General features: G+C 60.6%; 11 protein-coding genes, 1 tRNA gene and 2 rRNA genes (1 of these 14 cut by a window edge). 7 read left to right on the top strand and 7 right to left on the bottom strand.

Annotated elements, in window-relative coordinates; genetic code table 11:
• From EL255_RS19935 to tcdA, 4 genes are all read left to right on the top strand, one after another.
• Positions 1-1,369: ribosomal RNA gene (locus EL255_RS19935) — 23S ribosomal RNA — on the top strand; it begins 1,521 nt to the left of the window's first position.
• 123 nt (positions 1,370-1,492) lie between these two features.
• Positions 1,493-1,607 (top strand): 5S ribosomal RNA (rrf, locus tag EL255_RS19930).
• 96 nt (positions 1,608-1,703) lie between these two features.
• Positions 1,704-1,780, top strand: a tRNA-Asp gene (locus EL255_RS19925).
• Positions 1,781-1,948: 168 nt separating this feature from the next.
• Positions 1,949-2,812, top strand: coding sequence for a tRNA cyclic N6-threonylcarbamoyladenosine(37) synthase TcdA (tcdA, locus tag EL255_RS19920; protein ID WP_042655050.1), 864 nt, complete (start codon positions 1,949-1,951; stop codon positions 2,810-2,812).
• On the opposite strand, the gene EL255_RS19915 is transcribed toward tcdA, so the two are convergent.
• Both EL255_RS19915 and EL255_RS19910 read right to left on the bottom strand, forming a co-directional pair.
• Positions 2,797-3,234, bottom strand: coding sequence for a SufE family protein (locus EL255_RS19915; RefSeq protein ID WP_042655019.1), 438 nt, complete (start codon positions 3,232-3,234; stop codon positions 2,797-2,799). The genes tcdA and EL255_RS19915 overlap by 16 nt on opposite strands.
• 12 nt (positions 3,235-3,246) lie before the next feature.
• Positions 3,247-4,467, bottom strand: a complete 1,221-nt coding sequence (locus tag EL255_RS19910; protein WP_042655020.1) for a cysteine desulfurase — start codon at positions 4,465-4,467, stop codon at positions 3,247-3,249.
• Positions 4,468-4,620: 153 nt separating this feature from the next.
• Here EL255_RS19910 and rep point away from each other — a divergent pair, with 153 nt between their 5' ends.
• The gene (rep, locus tag EL255_RS19905) at positions 4,621-6,633 is read left to right on the top strand and encodes a DNA helicase Rep (RefSeq protein WP_042655021.1); all 2,013 of its coding nucleotides are present in this window, start codon (positions 4,621-4,623) and stop codon (positions 6,631-6,633) included.
• Between the two features lie 22 nt (positions 6,634-6,655).
• Here rep and EL255_RS19900 read toward each other — a convergent pair whose 3' ends face one another.
• The 5 genes from EL255_RS19900 to EL255_RS19880 all read right to left on the bottom strand — a co-directional run bounded on the left by EL255_RS19900 (position 6,656) and on the right by EL255_RS19880 (position 12,746).
• Positions 6,656-8,932 (bottom strand): putative bifunctional diguanylate cyclase/phosphodiesterase, encoded by a 2,277-nt coding sequence (locus tag EL255_RS19900; RefSeq protein WP_042655022.1) that lies wholly within the window; start codon positions 8,930-8,932, stop codon positions 6,656-6,658.
• 84 nt (positions 8,933-9,016) lie between these two features.
• Entirely contained in the window at positions 9,017-9,481 is a 465-nt protein-coding gene (locus EL255_RS19895; protein WP_042655023.1) for a c-type cytochrome, read from the bottom strand.
• Between the two features lie 197 nt (positions 9,482-9,678).
• Positions 9,679-10,707 (bottom strand): L-threonine 3-dehydrogenase, encoded by a 1,029-nt coding sequence (tdh, locus tag EL255_RS19890; protein WP_042655024.1) that lies wholly within the window; start codon positions 10,705-10,707, stop codon positions 9,679-9,681.
• An 88-nt stretch (positions 10,708-10,795) separates the two neighbouring features.
• Entirely contained in the window at positions 10,796-11,986 is a 1,191-nt protein-coding gene (locus EL255_RS19885) for a glycine C-acetyltransferase (protein ID WP_042655025.1), read from the bottom strand.
• Positions 11,987-12,101: 115 nt separating this feature from the next.
• A complete protein-coding gene (locus EL255_RS19880) occupies positions 12,102-12,746 on the bottom strand; it encodes a TetR/AcrR family transcriptional regulator (RefSeq protein ID WP_042655026.1) in 645 nt (214 codons plus the stop codon).
• 146 nt (positions 12,747-12,892) lie between these two features.
• Between EL255_RS19880 and rfaD the strand changes: the two genes are divergently transcribed.
• Positions 12,893-13,852 (top strand): ADP-glyceromanno-heptose 6-epimerase, encoded by a 960-nt coding sequence (gene rfaD, locus EL255_RS19875; protein ID WP_042655051.1) that lies wholly within the window; start codon positions 12,893-12,895, stop codon positions 13,850-13,852.
• A gap of 49 nt (positions 13,853-13,901) precedes the next feature.
• Positions 13,902-15,662, top strand: coding sequence for a bifunctional glycosyltransferase family 4 protein/polysaccharide deacetylase (locus tag EL255_RS19870; RefSeq protein WP_042655027.1), 1,761 nt, complete (start codon positions 13,902-13,904; stop codon positions 15,660-15,662).

Raw genomic sequence — 15,662 nt, 5'->3', positions numbered from 1 at the left:
ACGGTGGTGAAGCCATTGATGCCATGCTTCCAGGAAAAGCCTCTAAGCTTCAGATTACAAGTCATCGTACCCCAAACCGACACAGGTGGTCGGGTAGAGAATACCAAGGCGCTTGAGAGAACTCGGGTGAAGGAACTAGGCAAAATAGAACCGTAACTTCGGGAGAAGGTTCGCTCTTGACAGTGAAGTCCCTTGCGGATGGAGCAGTTGGGAGTCGCAGTGACCAGATGGCTGGGACTGTTTATCAAAAACACAGCACTCTGCAAACACGAAAGTGGACGTATAGGGTGTGACACCTGCCCGGTGCCGGAAGGTTAATTGATGGGGTTAGCGCAAGCGAAGCTCTTGATCGAAGCCCCGGTAAACGGCGGCCGTAACTATAACGGTCCTAAGGTAGCGAAATTCCTTGTCGGGTAAGTTCCGACCTGCACGAATGGTGTAACCATGGCCATGCTGTCTCCACCCGAGACTCAGTGAAATCGAATTCGCCGTGAAGATGCGGTGTACCCGCGGCTAGACGGAAAGACCCCGTGAACCTTTACTACAGCTTGGCACTGAACATTGAACCTACATGTGTAGGATAGGTGGGAGGCTTTGAAGGCGTGACGCCAGTTGCGCTGGAGCCGTCCTTGAAATACCACCCTTGTATGTTTGATGTTCTAACGCAGGGCCCTGAATCGGGCTCGCGGACAGTGCCTGGTGGGTAGTTTGACTGGGGCGGTCTCCTCCCAAAGAGTAACGGAGGAGCACGAAGGTTGGCTAATCCTGGTCGGACATCAGGAGGTTAGTGCAATGGCATAAGCCAGCTTAACTGCGAGACGGACAGGTCGAGCAGGTACGAAAGTAGGTCATAGTGATCCGGTGGTTCTGAATGGAAGGGCCATCGCTCAACGGATAAAAGGTACTCCGGGGATAACAGGCTGATACCGCCCAAGAGTTCATATCGACGGCGGTGTTTGGCACCTCGATGTCGGCTCATCACATCCTGGGGCTGAAGTCGGTCCCAAGGGTATGGCTGTTCGCCATTTAAAGTGGTACGCGAGCTGGGTTCAGAACGTCGTGAGACAGTTCGGTCCCTATCTGCCGTGGGCGTTGGATGATTGAAGGGAGTTGCTCCTAGTACGAGAGGACCGGAGTGAACGAACCTCTGGTGTTCGGGTTGTCACGCCAGTGGCACTGCCCGGTAGCTAAGTTCGGAATCGATAACCGCTGAAAGCATCTAAGCGGGAAGCGAGCCCTGAGATGAGTCATCCCTGACCCCTTGAGGGTCCTAAAGGGCCGTTGGAGACCACAACGTTGATAGGTGGGGTGTGTAAGCGCGGCGACGTGTTGAGCTAACCCATACTAATTACCCGTGAGGCTTAACCATACAACACCCAAGAAGTGTTCTGGGCCTTGTAGCAGATGAAGAACTACTTACTTAATTCAGTGATAGTGACCAAGCTAAGCGCTTAGTCGTTATTCACGTCAGCTTTCCGGATGAAGTTTTTTGCCTGGCGGCCATAGCGCCGTGGAACCACCTGATCCCATGCCGAACTCAGAAGTGAAACGCGGTAGCGCCGATGGTAGTGTGGCATTCGCCATGCGAGAGTAGGACACTGCCAGGCACCCAATTAAACAGCGCCGTGCACATCACGACGTTGGCCGAGAGGATGACACCTCGCTGAAACGGCAGACGATTTAGCAGAAGCTAGCCAAATTGCGGAGCGGTAGTTCAGTTGGTTAGAATACCGGCCTGTCACGCCGGGGGTCGCGGGTTCGAGTCCCGTCCGCTCCGCCAATATTAAGAAGCCCAGTCGAAAGACTGGGCTTTTTTTCATGTCTGGCATCCGCCAAACCCTACTGTTACCCCTTCTCATTCCATCTTCTGTATCAACACTCTCTCATCTGATGATCGCCGTTGACCATCGTTGCCGCTATAATGGCCGCCCTCAAGCAAGGTGGTGGTATGAAAGCAGAATATCTACAGCGATTCGGAGGCATTGCCCGTCTTTATGGTCAGCGCGCACTCGGCTCCTTCAGCCAGGCCAGGGTCTGTGTGGTGGGGATAGGCGGCGTTGGCTCCTGGGCGGCGGAGGCACTAGCCCGGGCCGGTATCAACGAGATCACCCTGATCGACATGGACGACATCTGCATCACCAACACCAATCGCCAGATCCACGCCATGCAGGGCACGGTCGGCCGCCTCAAAACCGAAGTCATGGCCGAGCGCATCCGTGCCATCAACCCGGATTGCACCGTGATCGAGGTGGATGACTTCGTTACGGCCGACAACCTGGCCGAGCATATCAAGCGGGAGTTTGACTATGTGGTGGATGCCATCGATTCGGTCAAGGCCAAGGTGGCGCTGATAGCCTTCTGCAAGCGCAACAAGATCCCGGTGATCGTGGCCGGCGGTGCCGGCGGTCAGATGGACCCTACCCAGATCACCGTGGCCGATCTGGCCAAGACCATTCAGGATCCGCTGGCGGCCAAGGTGCGCTCGGATCTGCGCCGGCTGCACAACTTCAGCAAGAACCCGGCCCGCAAATTCGGGGTGGAGTGTGTGTTCTCAACCGAGCAGCTGAGTTACCCCGATGGCCAGGGCGGCACCTGCCAGGCCAAGGCGGCCAGCGATGGCAATATGAAGATGGATTGTGCCTCCGGTTTCGGGGCCGTGACACCGGTGACGGCGACCTTTGGTCTGGTCGCCGCTTCCCGGGTATTGAAGAAGATTGCCGAGCGGGGTGCGAGGGCTGAGCGTGCCGCCCTCATGGACAGTAGCGAGGATAGGTCGCAGCCGCCGGTGGCCGGGGATCAGGCGGAGGCCTGAGCCCGAATTGCCAGCACGATCGCCCTGAGCCCGTTACCCCGTGACGGGCTCAGGTGTTTCTCCAGCCCCAGCTCGGTGAAATAGGCTTCCATATCAAAGGCCTGAATGGTCTCTGCGGAGTGATGGTTGAGCGCCGCCAGTACTATGACGATGAGGCCCCGCACGATGCGGGCGTCGGAGTCACAGGCAAAGTGCCAGCAACCGTCCTCACTTTTCTCCGCCTTCAGCCAGGCCTGGCTCTCGCATCCCTTGAGGCGAAACTCCTCCTGCTGCCACTCGGTCGGCAGCGCGGGCAGCAACTTGCCGAGCTGGATGATGAGCCGGTACTGGTTCTCCCAGCCGTTGGCGGCGGCAAACTGCTGGCGTAGGTTATCGGCGTTCGGCTCCCGGCCGATGGGGGTATAGCTTTTGAGAGTATTCATGTCCGTCATGCCTTAAAAGAAATCTTCCAGTCTGTGCAGGGCCGCCAGAAGGGCATCCACGTCGTCTCGATTGTTGTAGCAGGCCAGGGAGGCTCGCATCGTGCCGCTCAGTCCCAGGCTCTCCATCAGCGGCATGGCGCAGTGATGGCCGACCCGCAGCGCTATGCCCTGCATGTCGAGCAGGGTAGCGGCATCTTGCGGGTGGATGTCGTCCAGCAGGAAGGAGACGGCACCGGCGCGCTGCCTGGGTTCGCCGACCAGGCGCAGGCCGGGTACCTGGCGCAAGCCGGCCACCAGATAGTCGGTGAGTGCCTGCTCATGGCGCACCAAGGCGGCTCTGTCTTGTTGTGTGATGAAGTCGATGGCGGCGGCCAGACCGATGGCCCCGACGATATGGGGGGTGCCCGCCTCAAACTTGAACGGCAGAGCATTGAAGCTGGTGCCAGCGAAGCTGACCTTATCGATCATCTCGCCGCCCGCCTGCCAGGGGGGCATCCGCTCCAGCAACTCGGTCCTGCCCCAGAGCACGCCGATCCCGGTCGGGCCATAGAGCTTGTGACCGGAGAAGGCATAGAAGTCGCAGCCGATGGCCTGCACATCCACCTCGAGGTGGGCCACCGCTTGGGCGCCATCGATCAGGGTCAGGGCACCGACCGCCTTGGCGGCCGCCACTATCTGCGCCACCGGATTGACGGTGCCGAGGGCATTGGAGACATGGGCGACGCTGACCAGCCGGGTGCGCGGCCCCAGCAGTTTATGGTAAGCGTCGAGATCGAGGTCTCCACGCTCATCCAGCGGAATGACCCGAATGATGGCGCCGGTGCGCTGAGCGATCAGCTGCCAGGGCACTATGTTGGCGTGATGCTCCAGGGTGCTGAGGACTATCTCGTCCCCGGCCTTCAGCTCGCTTGAGCCCCAGCTCTGGGCCACCAGGTTGATCGCCTCCGTGGTGCCGCGGGTCCAGATGATCTCGCGGCTATGAGGCGCATTGATGAAGCGGGCCGTGGTCTCGCGGGCGGCCTCGAAGGCGCGGGTGGCGCGACCGCTCAGGGCGTGAGCGGCGCGGTGCACGTTGGCGTTATCGGCCCGGTAGTAATGGGCGATGACGTCCAGCACCGCCAGGGGTTTCTGGGTGGTGGCGGCGTTATCCAGATAGACCAGGGGATGGCCATTGACCTCCTGCGCCAAGGCCGGAAACTGGCTGCGCAATCGGGCGTGCTGTTGCTGGTTCATGCTCCCCTCATCATCATCTGGAAAAGTCGGCCATGATCCTGAAAATGGCGCCCAAACACAAGGCGAAGTGGCGGGCCCCGGCGTCCGGCTTCGGCTGTCCCGGCGATCTCTGTTACAATGCCGCCCCTCATCATAAGCCAAGAGATCCGGCCCATGAAGCTCAACCCCAATCAGAATGAAGCGGTCAAGTTTGTCTCCGGCCCTTGCCTGGTGCTGGCGGGTGCCGGATCGGGCAAGACCCGCGTCATCACCAACAAGATCGCCTACCTGGTGCAGCAGTGCGGCTATAACGCGCGCAACATAGCGGCGGTCACCTTCACCAACAAGGCGGCGCGGGAGATGAAGGAGCGGGTCGGCCAGACCCTGGGCCGCAAGGAGGCGCGGGGGCTGATGGTCTCCACCTTCCATACCCTGGGGCTAGATATCATTCGCCGCGAACACAAGAGCCTGAATCTCAAGGCGAACTTCTCCCTGTTCGACGACACCGACCAGCTGGCACTGCTCAAAGAGCTGACCGAAGCCGAGCTCGACAACGACAAGGACAAGCTGTCGGCCCTGATCAGCCAGATCTCCAACTGGAAGAACGACCTTATCTTGCCGGCGCGAGCCATGCGCATCGCCAAGGGGCCGGAAGAGGTGCTGATGGCCCAGCTCTACGAGCGTTATCATCGCCAGATGGTGGCCTACAACGCGCTGGATTTCGACGATCTCATCGTGATGCCGACCCTGCTGCTGAAAAGCAACGAGGAGGTGCGCACCCGCTGGCAGAACAAGATCCGCTACCTGCTGGTCGACGAGTATCAGGACACCAACACCAGCCAGTACGAGCTGGTGAAGCAGATCGTCGGCGAGCGGGCCCGCTTCACCGTGGTGGGGGACGATGACCAGTCGATCTACTCCTGGCGCGGTGCCAGGCCCCAGAACCTGGTGCTGCTGAACGAGGATTTCCCCAGCCTCAAGCTCATCAAGCTGGAGCAGAACTATCGCTCCAAGGGGCGCATCCTGAAATGCGCCAACATCCTGATCGCCAACAACCCCCATGTGTTTGACAAGGCGCTGTTCTCCGAGCTCGACTACGGGGTACCGGTCAAGGTGCTGTTTGCCAAGAACGAGGAGCACGAGGCGGAGCGCATCGCCGCCGAGTTGATGGGTCACAAGTTCATGAATCGCACCCGGTTCAAGGATTACGCCATCCTCTACCGGGGCAACCATCAGTCGCGCATCTTCGAGAAGGCGCTGATGACCAACCGCATCCCCTATCGCATCTCGGGCGGCACCTCCTTCTTCTCCCGCACCGAGATCAAGGACATCATGGCCTACCTCAAGCTGCTGGTGAATCCGGACGAGGACACCGCCTTCCTGCGGGTGGTCAACCTGCCGCGGCGGGAGATTGGTCCCACCACCCTCGAAAAGCTGGGCCAGTACGCGAACCAGCGCGGCAAGAGCCTGTTTGCCGCCAGCTTCGAGCTGGGGCTGGAGCAATCCCTCTCCGGCCGTGGTCTGGTGGCCCTGCAGGCCTTCACCAACTGGCTGGTGCGGCTCGGCGAGCAGGCGCAGCGCGGCAATCCGGTGGAGGCGGTGCGGGACATGATCAAGGAGATCCACTACGAGGAGTGGCTCTATGAGACCTCGCCTAGCCCCAAGGCGGCCGAGATGCGGATGCAGAACGTCTCTACCCTCTATCGCTGGATCACCGAGATGCTGGAAGGGGACGAACTGGAGGAGGCCATGACGCTCAACCAGGTTGTGACGCGCCTCACCCTGCGCGACATGATGGAGCGCAACGAGGGAGAGGATGATGCGGATCAGGTGCAGCTGATGACCCTGCACGCCTCCAAGGGGCTGGAGTTCCCCTATGTCTACATGGTGGGCATGGAGGAGGGCTTGTTGCCACACCAGACCAGCATCGACGAAGACAACGTGGAGGAGGAGCGGCGCCTCGCCTACGTGGGCATCACCCGGGCCCAGACCGAGCTGACTTTCACCCTCTGCAAGGAGCGACGCCAATACGGCGAGTCGGTGCGGCCCGAGCCGAGCCGCTTCCTGCTGGAGCTGCCTCAGGATGATCTGGAGTGGGAGAATCAGAAGAAGGTGACCGCCGAGGAGCGTCAGCAGAAGGGGCAGGTCGGGGTGGCCAACCTGCGGGCCTTATTCAAGAAAGATTGAGTTCAAGCAGGATTGAGCCGGGTTAACCCGCGCCGGCCTGGCTCAGCAGCGGGGTGATATCGGCCCCGGGCAGGGGCGGGGAGATGTAGCGCCCCTGTCCCATGGTGCAGCCGAGATCGATCAGCTTCTGCAGCTGTTGCTGGTTTTCGATGCCCTCGACCACCAGGGTGAAGTCCAGATCCTGACAGATGTCCCGCATGGCGCGGATCAGCGCCAGATCCTTGGGGGAGTTCAGCATGCGGTGGGTGAAGCTGTCATCCACCTTGATGTAGTCCACCGGGAAGTGAAACAGGGCATTGAGGGAGGAGAAGCCGGTGCCGAAGTCATCCAGGCTGATCTGGATCCCCTTGGCCCTCAGCTCGTGCAATGAGGTGAGGGAGTCGGAGTTTTGCCTGGACAGCTCCCGCTCGTTGAACTCGAAGATGAAGTAACTCGGCAATACCCCCTCCTCCTCCATGATGTTGACCAGCCGCATGAGCTGTTCGCGGCTGGCCAGATGCTTGCCGGAGAGGTTGAGGGCGATCTTGAAGCGGCTCTGGCCCGAGACCGGCAGCCAGTTCTTCAGCTGCTGGCAAGTCCGCCTGAGGATCTGCTGATCCAGCTCCTGAATGAGGCCACACTGCTCGGCCAGCGGGATGAAATCGAAGGCGTCCTTGAGCTCCCCCTCCTCCGTTATCCAGCGCGCCATCACCTCCAGCCCTGTCAGGCAGCTGTCCTCGAGTCGGATCACTGGCTGGAAGTAGGGCACTATCCGCCCCTCCCGCAGGGCCCGGGTCAGCATCTCCTCCGGCGAGCCGGCGTGCTCGGCACAGGCCTCGGAATAACTGACGATGCGGCTGCGGCCGTTGCGCTTGGCCTGATACATGGCGAGATCGGCCTGGTGCAGCAGCTCGCTGATGTCCGTGGTCTGCTCCGTCACGCTGGCCACCCCCAGGCTGACGGTGATGGTCAACTCATTGCCCTGCAGCCGGAACGGGTGGGCGATGCGGCCGAGGAGGCGGTTGAGCACCGGGCTGATGTCTTCCTCCTGCTGGCTGTTGTCCAGATAGATGACGAATTCGTCTCCCCCCAGCCGGGCCACCATGTCGTTCTGCCGGATGCAGCTCTGCAGCCGCTTGCTCAGCTCCTGCAGCAGCTGATCCCCCGCGCTGTGGCCGAGGGCGTCGTTGACCTGCTTGAAGTGATCCACATCGATGAAGATCAGGGTGAAGGCGGGGGTCAGATAGCGGCGATAGCGGGTGATGGCGTGATGGAGATGGTTCATCAGCAGGGCCCGGTTTGGCAGCTGGGTCAGCGGATCGTGCAGCGCGTCGAACTGCAGCCGCCGCTCCAGCTCCTGATGTTGCTTGAGCTGCTTCTGCAACCGCAGGTTGGTCTGGCGCAGCTGCTGCAAGCGCTGATTGATGGACTCCTCCGAGTTGAGCTCATCCAGCTGTTGCCTGACCCGCTTCAGCTCCAGCAACAGGGTCAGCTGGTTGCGCAGGAAGTCGAGGAACAGCCGATCGTCGGTTTCCAGCGCCTGGGGGGTGCTGATGAGGAGGTGGGCAAAATATTGCTGCTGCTGGCGCAGCGGCAGGCTGTACCAGTACAGCTCGCCCTCGTGCCGCTCGACGTTGTTGGTGCTGTGGCACAGCGACCTGATGACGTCGTCATCATAGGGGAGCTGGGTCGGGTAGAGCGTCTCCATCCGCAGGTTGTCGAGGCGGACCAGCAGCATGTCGCGAATGGCCAGCATGGGGCGCAGCACGGCCTCCAGCTGGGAGAACAGGGCGTGAGGGGGGAGGCTGTGAGCCAACCTCATGATGCGGCTGATATTTTCTATCTTCTGCTGCCAGTGCGGATCGCGCCGCATCAGGGGGGAGGCCAGCTCAGACAGCTGGGCGCCGGTCTGGGTCTCATGCAGCCGCTTGGCCAGGCACTCCAGCAGCAGCCGCAGGGTGGAAAGGTGCTCGGGGGCGCTACGGGCCAGCAACCACTGGACATCGGTGTGCTCGACCGGCTGGACGCACCAGCCCAGGCGTTCATCGAGCTGGGTGAGCTGCTCGGTGAGGCGGGGCTCCTCCAGCCCCAGCTGCTGCTTGAAATCCTCCGCCAGCTGGTGTTCGTACACCCAGTGCAGGCCCCCATCGGCCAGCCCCAGCATGGCAAAGTGCTGCAAGGGGCAGAGCCTGTCCAGCTGCTGCACCAGTCTGGTGTAGTCCGCAGGGGTGGCTATGCCTGGCGCAGGGAAGTCCATGATGGAGGAGACGATCGCCAGCAGCGGCATGGAGTCGTGCGGTGTGGTGGGCTGGACAGACATGCAAAACTCCCGAAAATGCTTACCTTCAAGGGTAGCCGGAAGTAAACAGATTGAAAGGGCCGCAATAGAAGCCCTTTCAAGTACTTAGAGCTTGTCGATCATGTAGTGAATGGCGTTTTCGATCTCTTCATCACTACAGGCGGCGCAGGTGCCTCTGGGGGGCATCATGCCAGCCTTGCCGGTGAAGCCCTCGATGGCATGCTTCTTCAGCGTATCGAAGCCCTGGGCGATACGGGGCTCCCAGGCCGCCTTGTCCCCGCGTTTCGGGGCCCCGGCCGCGCCTGTGTCATGGCAGGCAAAACAGGCACCCTTGAACACTGTCTCGCCGTCACGGGGGCCGGAGGATGCGGCGGCAGGGGCGGCGGCCGCGGTCGCGATCCCTTCCAGATCCTTGGCGGTGTAGACTTGGCCGACCGGGGCAATTCGCTCTGCGATGGCCTCCGGTGACATCTCATCGGCGGCACTCTCTGCCGCAAGGGCGGCGCCGGACAGACTGGCAGCCGCGATCCCGGCAGCCAGCAAATAGCTCAGTTTTTTCAACACGCTCATGTACTCCCAGCAGGCTCTTATTATCCCTAGAAAACGACGGGATTATAACCGAATAGTTACAGGCATTTAAACGCTTGTGTGTGAAGTGTTAAGCAATCTGCGAACAAAGTTTCTGCGCAGGGAGGCGTAGCAGGCCAGACAACCGCAAAAAGAAACCCGGCTTTCGCCGGGTTTTTTCAGTCAGCAGTGAAAAAGACTCACTTATCCCAGTTGAGGATCACCTTGCCGGACTTGCCTGATCCCATGGCGTCGAAGCCCTGCTGGAAGTCATCGATATGGAAGTGATGGGTGATGATGGGGCTGAGATCCAGCCCTGACTGGATGAGGCTGGCCATCTTGTACCAGGTCTCGAACATCTCGCGGCCGTAGATCCCTTTGATGAACAGCCCCTTGAAGATCACCTTGTTCCAGTCGATGGCCATGGTGGAGGGCGGGATGCCGAGCATGGCGATCTTGCCGCCGTGGTTCATCTTGTCGATCATGTCCTGGAAGGCGGAGGGCACACCGGACATCTCCAGCCCGACGTCGAAGCCCTCGGTCATACCGAGCTCGCTCATCACGTCGGCGAGTTTCTCTTTGCTCACGTTGACCGCGCGGGTGGCGCCCATCTTGCGGGCCAGCTCCAGCCGGTATTCGTTGACGTCGGTGATCACCACATGACGCGCGCCGACGTGGCGGCAGACGGCGGCGGCCATGATGCCGATGGGGCCGGCACCTGTGATGAGCACGTCCTCGCCGACCAGATCGAAGGAGAGGGCGGTGTGCACGGCGTTGCCGAAGGGATCGAAGATGGCGGCCAGCTCATCGGGGATGTTGTCCGGCAGCTTGAAGGCGTTGAAGGCCGGGATCACCAGGTATTCGGCGAAGCTGCCAGGGCGGTTGACGCCGACCCCTATGGTATTGCGGCACAGGTGGGTGCGGCCGGCCCGGCAGTTGCGGCAGTGGCCACAGGTGATGTGGCCCTCGCCGGAGACCCGATCGCCCACGGCGAAGCCGCGCACTTCCTGGCCGACGGCGACCACCTCACCGACGTATTCATGACCCACCACCATGGGCACGGGGATGGTCTTCTGGGCCCACTCGTCCCAGTTGTAGATGTGCATGTCGGTGCCGCAGATGGCGGTCTTGCGGATCTTGATCAGCAGATCGTTGTGGCCGAGCTCGGGAGCCGGGACGTCCGTCATCCAGATGCCGACTTCGGATTTGAGTTTGGAGAGTGCTTTCATGACAGATTCCTCACGGCGCTGCGCCGGGTACAGAGGGTAATCAAATGGGGCCAACCTTGGCCCCCGTTTTAATCAAATAGCCATGTGATCAGATCACGCCGAGTTCGCGGCCGATGCGGATGAAGGCGTCGATAGCCTTGTCCAGTTGCTCGCGGGTATGGGCGGCAGACATCTGGGTGCGAATGCGGGCCTGGCCCTTGGGCACCACCGGGAAGGAGAAGCCCACCACGTAGATGCCGGCCGCCAGCATGCGGCTCGCCATCTCGGAGGCCAGCTTGGCATCCCCCAGCATGACCGGGATGATGGCGTGATCGGCGCCGGCCAGGGTGAAGCCGGCTGCGCTCATCCGGGTGCGGAAATACTGGCTGTTCTCCTTCAGACGGGCGCGCAGCGCGTGGCCTTCCGCCAGCATATCGATCACCTTGATGGTGGCCGAGACGATGGAGGGGGCCAGGGAGTTGGAGAACAGATAAGGGCGCGAGCGCTGACGCAGCCAGTCGATCACCTCTTTCTTGCCGGAGGTGTAACCGCCGGAGGCGCCGCCGAGGGCCTTGCCCAGGGTGCCGGTGATGATGTCGACCCTATCCAGCACGTCGCAGTATTCGTGGGTGCCACGGCCGTTATCGCCGATGAAACCGACCGCATGGGAGTCATCCACCATCACCAGCGCATCGTACTTGTCCGCCAGATCACAGATGGATTTCAGGTCGGCGATGACCCCATCCATGGAGAAGACCCCGTCGGTGGCGATCAGCTTGAAGCGGGCGCCGTCGGCATTGGCCTGCTTGAGCTGGGCTTCCAGCTCGGCCATGTCGTTGTTGGCGTAGCGATAGCGCTTGGCCTTGCACAACCGCACCCCGTCGATGATGGAAGCGTGGTTGAGGGCATCGGAGATGATGGCGTCTTCGGCGCCGAACAGGGTCTCGAACAGACCGCCGTTGGCATCGAAGCAGGAGGAATAGAGGATGCTGTCCTCGGTGCCGAGGAAGGTCGACAGCTTCTGCTCCAGCACCTTGTGTTGATCCTGAGTGCCGCAGATGAAGCGCACCGAGGCCATGCCGAAGCCGTGGCTGTCCAGCCCCTGATGGGCCGCGGCGACGAGATCGGGATGGTTGGCCAGCCCCAGGTAGTTGTTGGCGCAGAAGTTCAGTACCTGCTCGCCACCCACCGCGATCTGGGCCTGCTGGGCCGAGGTGATGATGCGTTCCTGCTTGTACAAGCCTTCCGCTTTGACCTGTTCCAACTGCTCGGTCAGGTGACGATAGAATCCGTTAGACATCCTCGGTCCTCATTGGCTATTTCGGCGGTGTAACTACAGTGGGCAACATTTTACTGTAATCGCCGCGCATGAATTCAAATTATTGTGCTGATATTCAACAATTGTGAAACAGATCTCACCCGGCTGGTTGGGCCAGTTGATGGTAGTGTTGCTCCAGTTGCCGGATCTGCGCGGCCACTTGGGGCTGCACATAGGGGCGCAGCAGGAACAGCACCCGCAACACGCCCTGATAAAGCAAGGGCTTGGTGATGCGGGCGCTGGGGGCCTGGGCAATCTGGAACGGGATCCAGCAGGTCACCACCATCTTGATGGTCTGGCCCAGATCCGGCAGATCCTCGTCGCTGACGGCGATGATGCCCCCCTCGCGCAGGCTCCTGAGCAGGGCGACCACGGCGGCCCTCAGTTGCTCCTGGGCCTTGAGGTACTTCTGCTGCAGCGGCTCGTCGCGACTGAGGATGTCCGGTAGGTTCGCGTAGAAGAAACGGAACTGCCACATCAGATAGAAGATGGCATCCAGATAGCCCATCAGGTCTGCCAGCTTGATCTCGTTGCTGCGGGCGGGAGTAAAACTCTCGCTCAGGTGACGGGCGTATTGATCGAAGATGGAGTGGATGATGTCTTCTTTATTGCGGAAGTGGTAATAAAGATTGCCTGGGCTGATGCCGAGATGGGCGGCAATGTGGTTGGTGGTGATGTTGCGTTCACCCTGATCGTTGAACAGCTCGGTGGCGCTGTGAATGATCCTGTCTCTGGTTTTCATCACTGATCCCTCTGCCGGGCCCTGTGCATCAAGGTCGAATCCCCTTGCGGCCCGTGATAAACTTTTCGGCAATTTCAAATTGGCCCACTATACACAGCTTTAACAAGCAGTCACACGTGGCCATCAACGTACGCGAGGCAAACTCCATGATCGTAGTAACTGGCGGTGCTGGCTTTATCGGCAGCAATCTGGTCAAGCAGCTGAACGCTCAAGGACGGACCGATGTGGTGGTCATCGATGACCTGACCGATGGCACCAAGTTCGTCAACCTGGTCGACCTGACCATTGCCGATTACATGGATAAGGACGAGTTCCAGGCGCGTATCGTCTCCGGTGACGAGTTTGAGGAATGGGATGGCGGCATCGAGGTGATCTTCCACGAAGGCGCCTGCTCCGCGACCACAGAGTGGAACGGCAAGTTCATCATGGAGGTCAACTACGAGTACTCCAAGGATCTGTTCCACTACTGCATCGAGCGGGAAATCCCGTTCATCTATGCTTCCTCCGCCGCCACCTACGGTGGTCGCAACGACAACTTCATCGAAGATCCCAAGTTCGAACAGCCGCTCAACGTCTACGGCTATTCCAAGCAGCTGTTCGACCAGTACGTGCGCCGCTGGCTGCCGGAGATCAACTCCCAGGTCGTGGGTCTGAAGTACTTCAACGTCTACGGTCCGCGCGAGCAGCACAAGGGCTCCATGGCCTCCGTCGCCTTCCACCTCAATACCCAGGTGAAGCAGGGCGGCAATCCCAAGCTGTTTGAAGGCTGTGACGGCTTCCCGGACGGCGGCCAGATGCGCGACTTCATCTATGTGGATGACGTCTGCAAGGTGAACCTCTGGTTCTGGCAGCATCCGCAGCACTCCGGCATCTTCAACTGCGGCACCGGCCGTGCCGAGCCGTTCCAGAACGTGGCCGAGGCGGTGATCAAGCATCATCAGCAGGGCGCTATCGAGTATATCCCCTTCCCGGATCACCTCAAGGGCCGTTATCAGAGCTTCACCCAGGCAGATCTGACCCGCTTGCGCGCGGTCGGCTATGACGGCGAGTTCAAGACGGTGGCCGAAGGCGTGGCCGATTACATGGCCTGGCTGAACCGGGTTTGATCCCCCTCTGACGGGTGGCTCTGGCCACCCGTCGATCGGATGCGCTTGTATGAATATATTGATGGCACTCTCCCAGCTCGAGGTGACGGGAGCTGAGGTCTATGCCACCACGGTCGGTAATGAGCTTACCCGGCGTGGCCACAACGTCTTTTACGTGTCAGATACCCTGACCAAACCCACCCTGGGTCCGGTGTTCAAGTTGCGGTTCAACAAGCGCAGCATATTGCGCCGGTTCTGGCATGTGTTTTACCTCATCTACCTCATCAAGAGGTACCATATCCAGTTGGTGCACGCTCACTCCCGAGCCTCCGGCTGGAGCAGCTATGTGGCCTGTAAGCTGACCGGCACCCCCATGATCACCACGGTGCATGGCCGTCAGCCGGTGCACGCCTCCCGCAAGGCCTTCCATGCACTCGGCTACCGGGCGGTGGCGGTGTGTGAAGACATTGCCCACCAGATCATCGACAACCTGGGGGTGGATCCGGCCAAGGTGCAGGTGCTGCGCAACGGCATCGAGACCGACAAGTTCCAGCCGATGCCGGCCCCGGACAACGCCAAGCCGGTGATCGCCATCATAGGGCGGCTGAGCGGTCCCAAGGGCGAGCTCTGCTATCGCCTGCTGGACGAGGTTCTGGATCTGGCCGCCTGCCGGGTACGAGTCGTTAGCGGTACTCGGTTGCCGGAGCGCTTTGCCCGTTTCGAGGACAGGGTTGAATTTGTCGGCTATGTGAATGACGTCCCCACTCTGCTGGCGGGTTGCGATCTGGTGATCGGGGCCGGTCGGGTGGCGATGGAGGCCCTGCTGTGCGGCCGTCCCGCCTTCGCCATCGGTGAGGCCAGGGCTATCGGTCTGGTGACCGAGCAGAATCTGGATGAGGCGCTGGCCAGCAACTTTGGCGACATAGGGCCGCAGGATCTGGCGATCGACTTTGCCGCATTGAAGGCACAGATAGCGACTGCGTTGGCCAGCAAGGCGGTGTCTGACCCCCTGCGCCTGCGTATTCAGCATGAATATGGCTTGCAGGGCGTGGTGAGCGGGCTCGAGTCCGTCTATCAGGACGCCGTGGTGGAGACCCTGCGCCGCGAGATGCCGGTCATCATGTATCACCGCTTCATCGAGCAGGAGAGCGAGAAGGGGGTGCATGGCACCTGGTTGCCTATCGCCATGTTCGAGAAACACCTCAAGCTGATGAAGTGGCTCGGTTACGAGACGCTGACCTTCGCCGATCTGGAGGAGAAGGGCTTCATCCATCGCCTGCAGTACGGCAAGAAGTACCTGATGATCACCGTCGACGATGGTTATCGGGATAACCTCACCCGCATGCTGCCGCTGCTTGAAAAATATGGTTACAAAGTCGTGGTGTACATAGTGACCGGTGAGGATCACAATCGCTGGGATGTGGAGCACCCGACCCACCCCGATACGCCGGTGGCATTGATGAACGGCGATGAGATCCGTGCGCTCGCCGCGTCGGGCCATGTGGAGATCGGGGGTCATACCCTGACCCACCCGCGCCTCAGCACGCTCACACCAACACTGCAGGCTCAAGAGATCCAGGCCAACAAGGATCGGCTGGAACAGCTGCTCGGTCATCCGCTCTTGTCGTTTGCCTACCCTTACGGGGATCTGAATGACAGTGCCAAGGCCCAAGCCAGTGCGGCCGGTTACCGTTATGCCGTGGCCACCAACAGCGGCCCCAGAGCCATGCATCGAGACCCGCTGCAGATCCGCCGGATCGCCATCTTCCCCCGTACCGATGCGTTCGGGCTCTGGCGCAAGATCCGGGGCAACTATGTATTTAGGAAGTAA

The organism is Aeromonas encheleia (genome assembly GCF_900637545.1).
GTDB lineage: Bacteria > Pseudomonadota > Gammaproteobacteria > Enterobacterales > Aeromonadaceae > Aeromonas > Aeromonas encheleia.
The sequence above is the reverse complement of the archived record's forward strand: the minus strand, read 5'-3'. Positions and strand labels throughout refer to the sequence as shown.

Bases quoted from the DNA above. Each gene is read 5' to 3' on its own strand.
- EL255_RS19895 (WP_042655023.1), bottom strand. From the start codon at position 9,481: ATGAGCGTGTTGAAAAAACTGAGCTATTTGCTGGCTGCCGGGATCGCG.
- EL255_RS19900 (WP_042655022.1), bottom strand. From the start codon at position 8,932: ATGTCTGTCCAGCCCACCACACCGCACGACTCCATGCCGCTGCTGGCG.
- tdh (WP_042655024.1), bottom strand. From the start codon at position 10,707: ATGAAAGCACTCTCCAAACTCAAATCCGAAGTCGGCATCTGGATGACG.
- EL255_RS19910 (WP_042655020.1), bottom strand. From the start codon at position 4,467: ATGAACCAGCAACAGCACGCCCGATTGCGCAGCCAGTTTCCGGCCTTG.
- rfaD (WP_042655051.1), top strand. From the start codon at position 12,893: ATGATCGTAGTAACTGGCGGTGCTGGCTTTATCGGCAGCAATCTGGTC.
- EL255_RS19880 (WP_042655026.1), bottom strand. From the start codon at position 12,746: ATGAAAACCAGAGACAGGATCATTCACAGCGCCACCGAGCTGTTCAAC.
- EL255_RS19915 (WP_042655019.1), bottom strand. From the start codon at position 3,234: ATGAATACTCTCAAAAGCTATACCCCCATCGGCCGGGAGCCGAACGCC.
- EL255_RS19885 (WP_042655025.1), bottom strand. From the start codon at position 11,986: ATGTCTAACGGATTCTATCGTCACCTGACCGAGCAGTTGGAACAGGTC.
- tcdA (WP_042655050.1), top strand. From the start codon at position 1,949: ATGAAAGCAGAATATCTACAGCGATTCGGAGGCATTGCCCGTCTTTAT.
- EL255_RS19870 (WP_042655027.1), top strand. From the start codon at position 13,902: ATGAATATATTGATGGCACTCTCCCAGCTCGAGGTGACGGGAGCTGAG.
- rep (WP_042655021.1), top strand. From the start codon at position 4,621: ATGAAGCTCAACCCCAATCAGAATGAAGCGGTCAAGTTTGTCTCCGGC.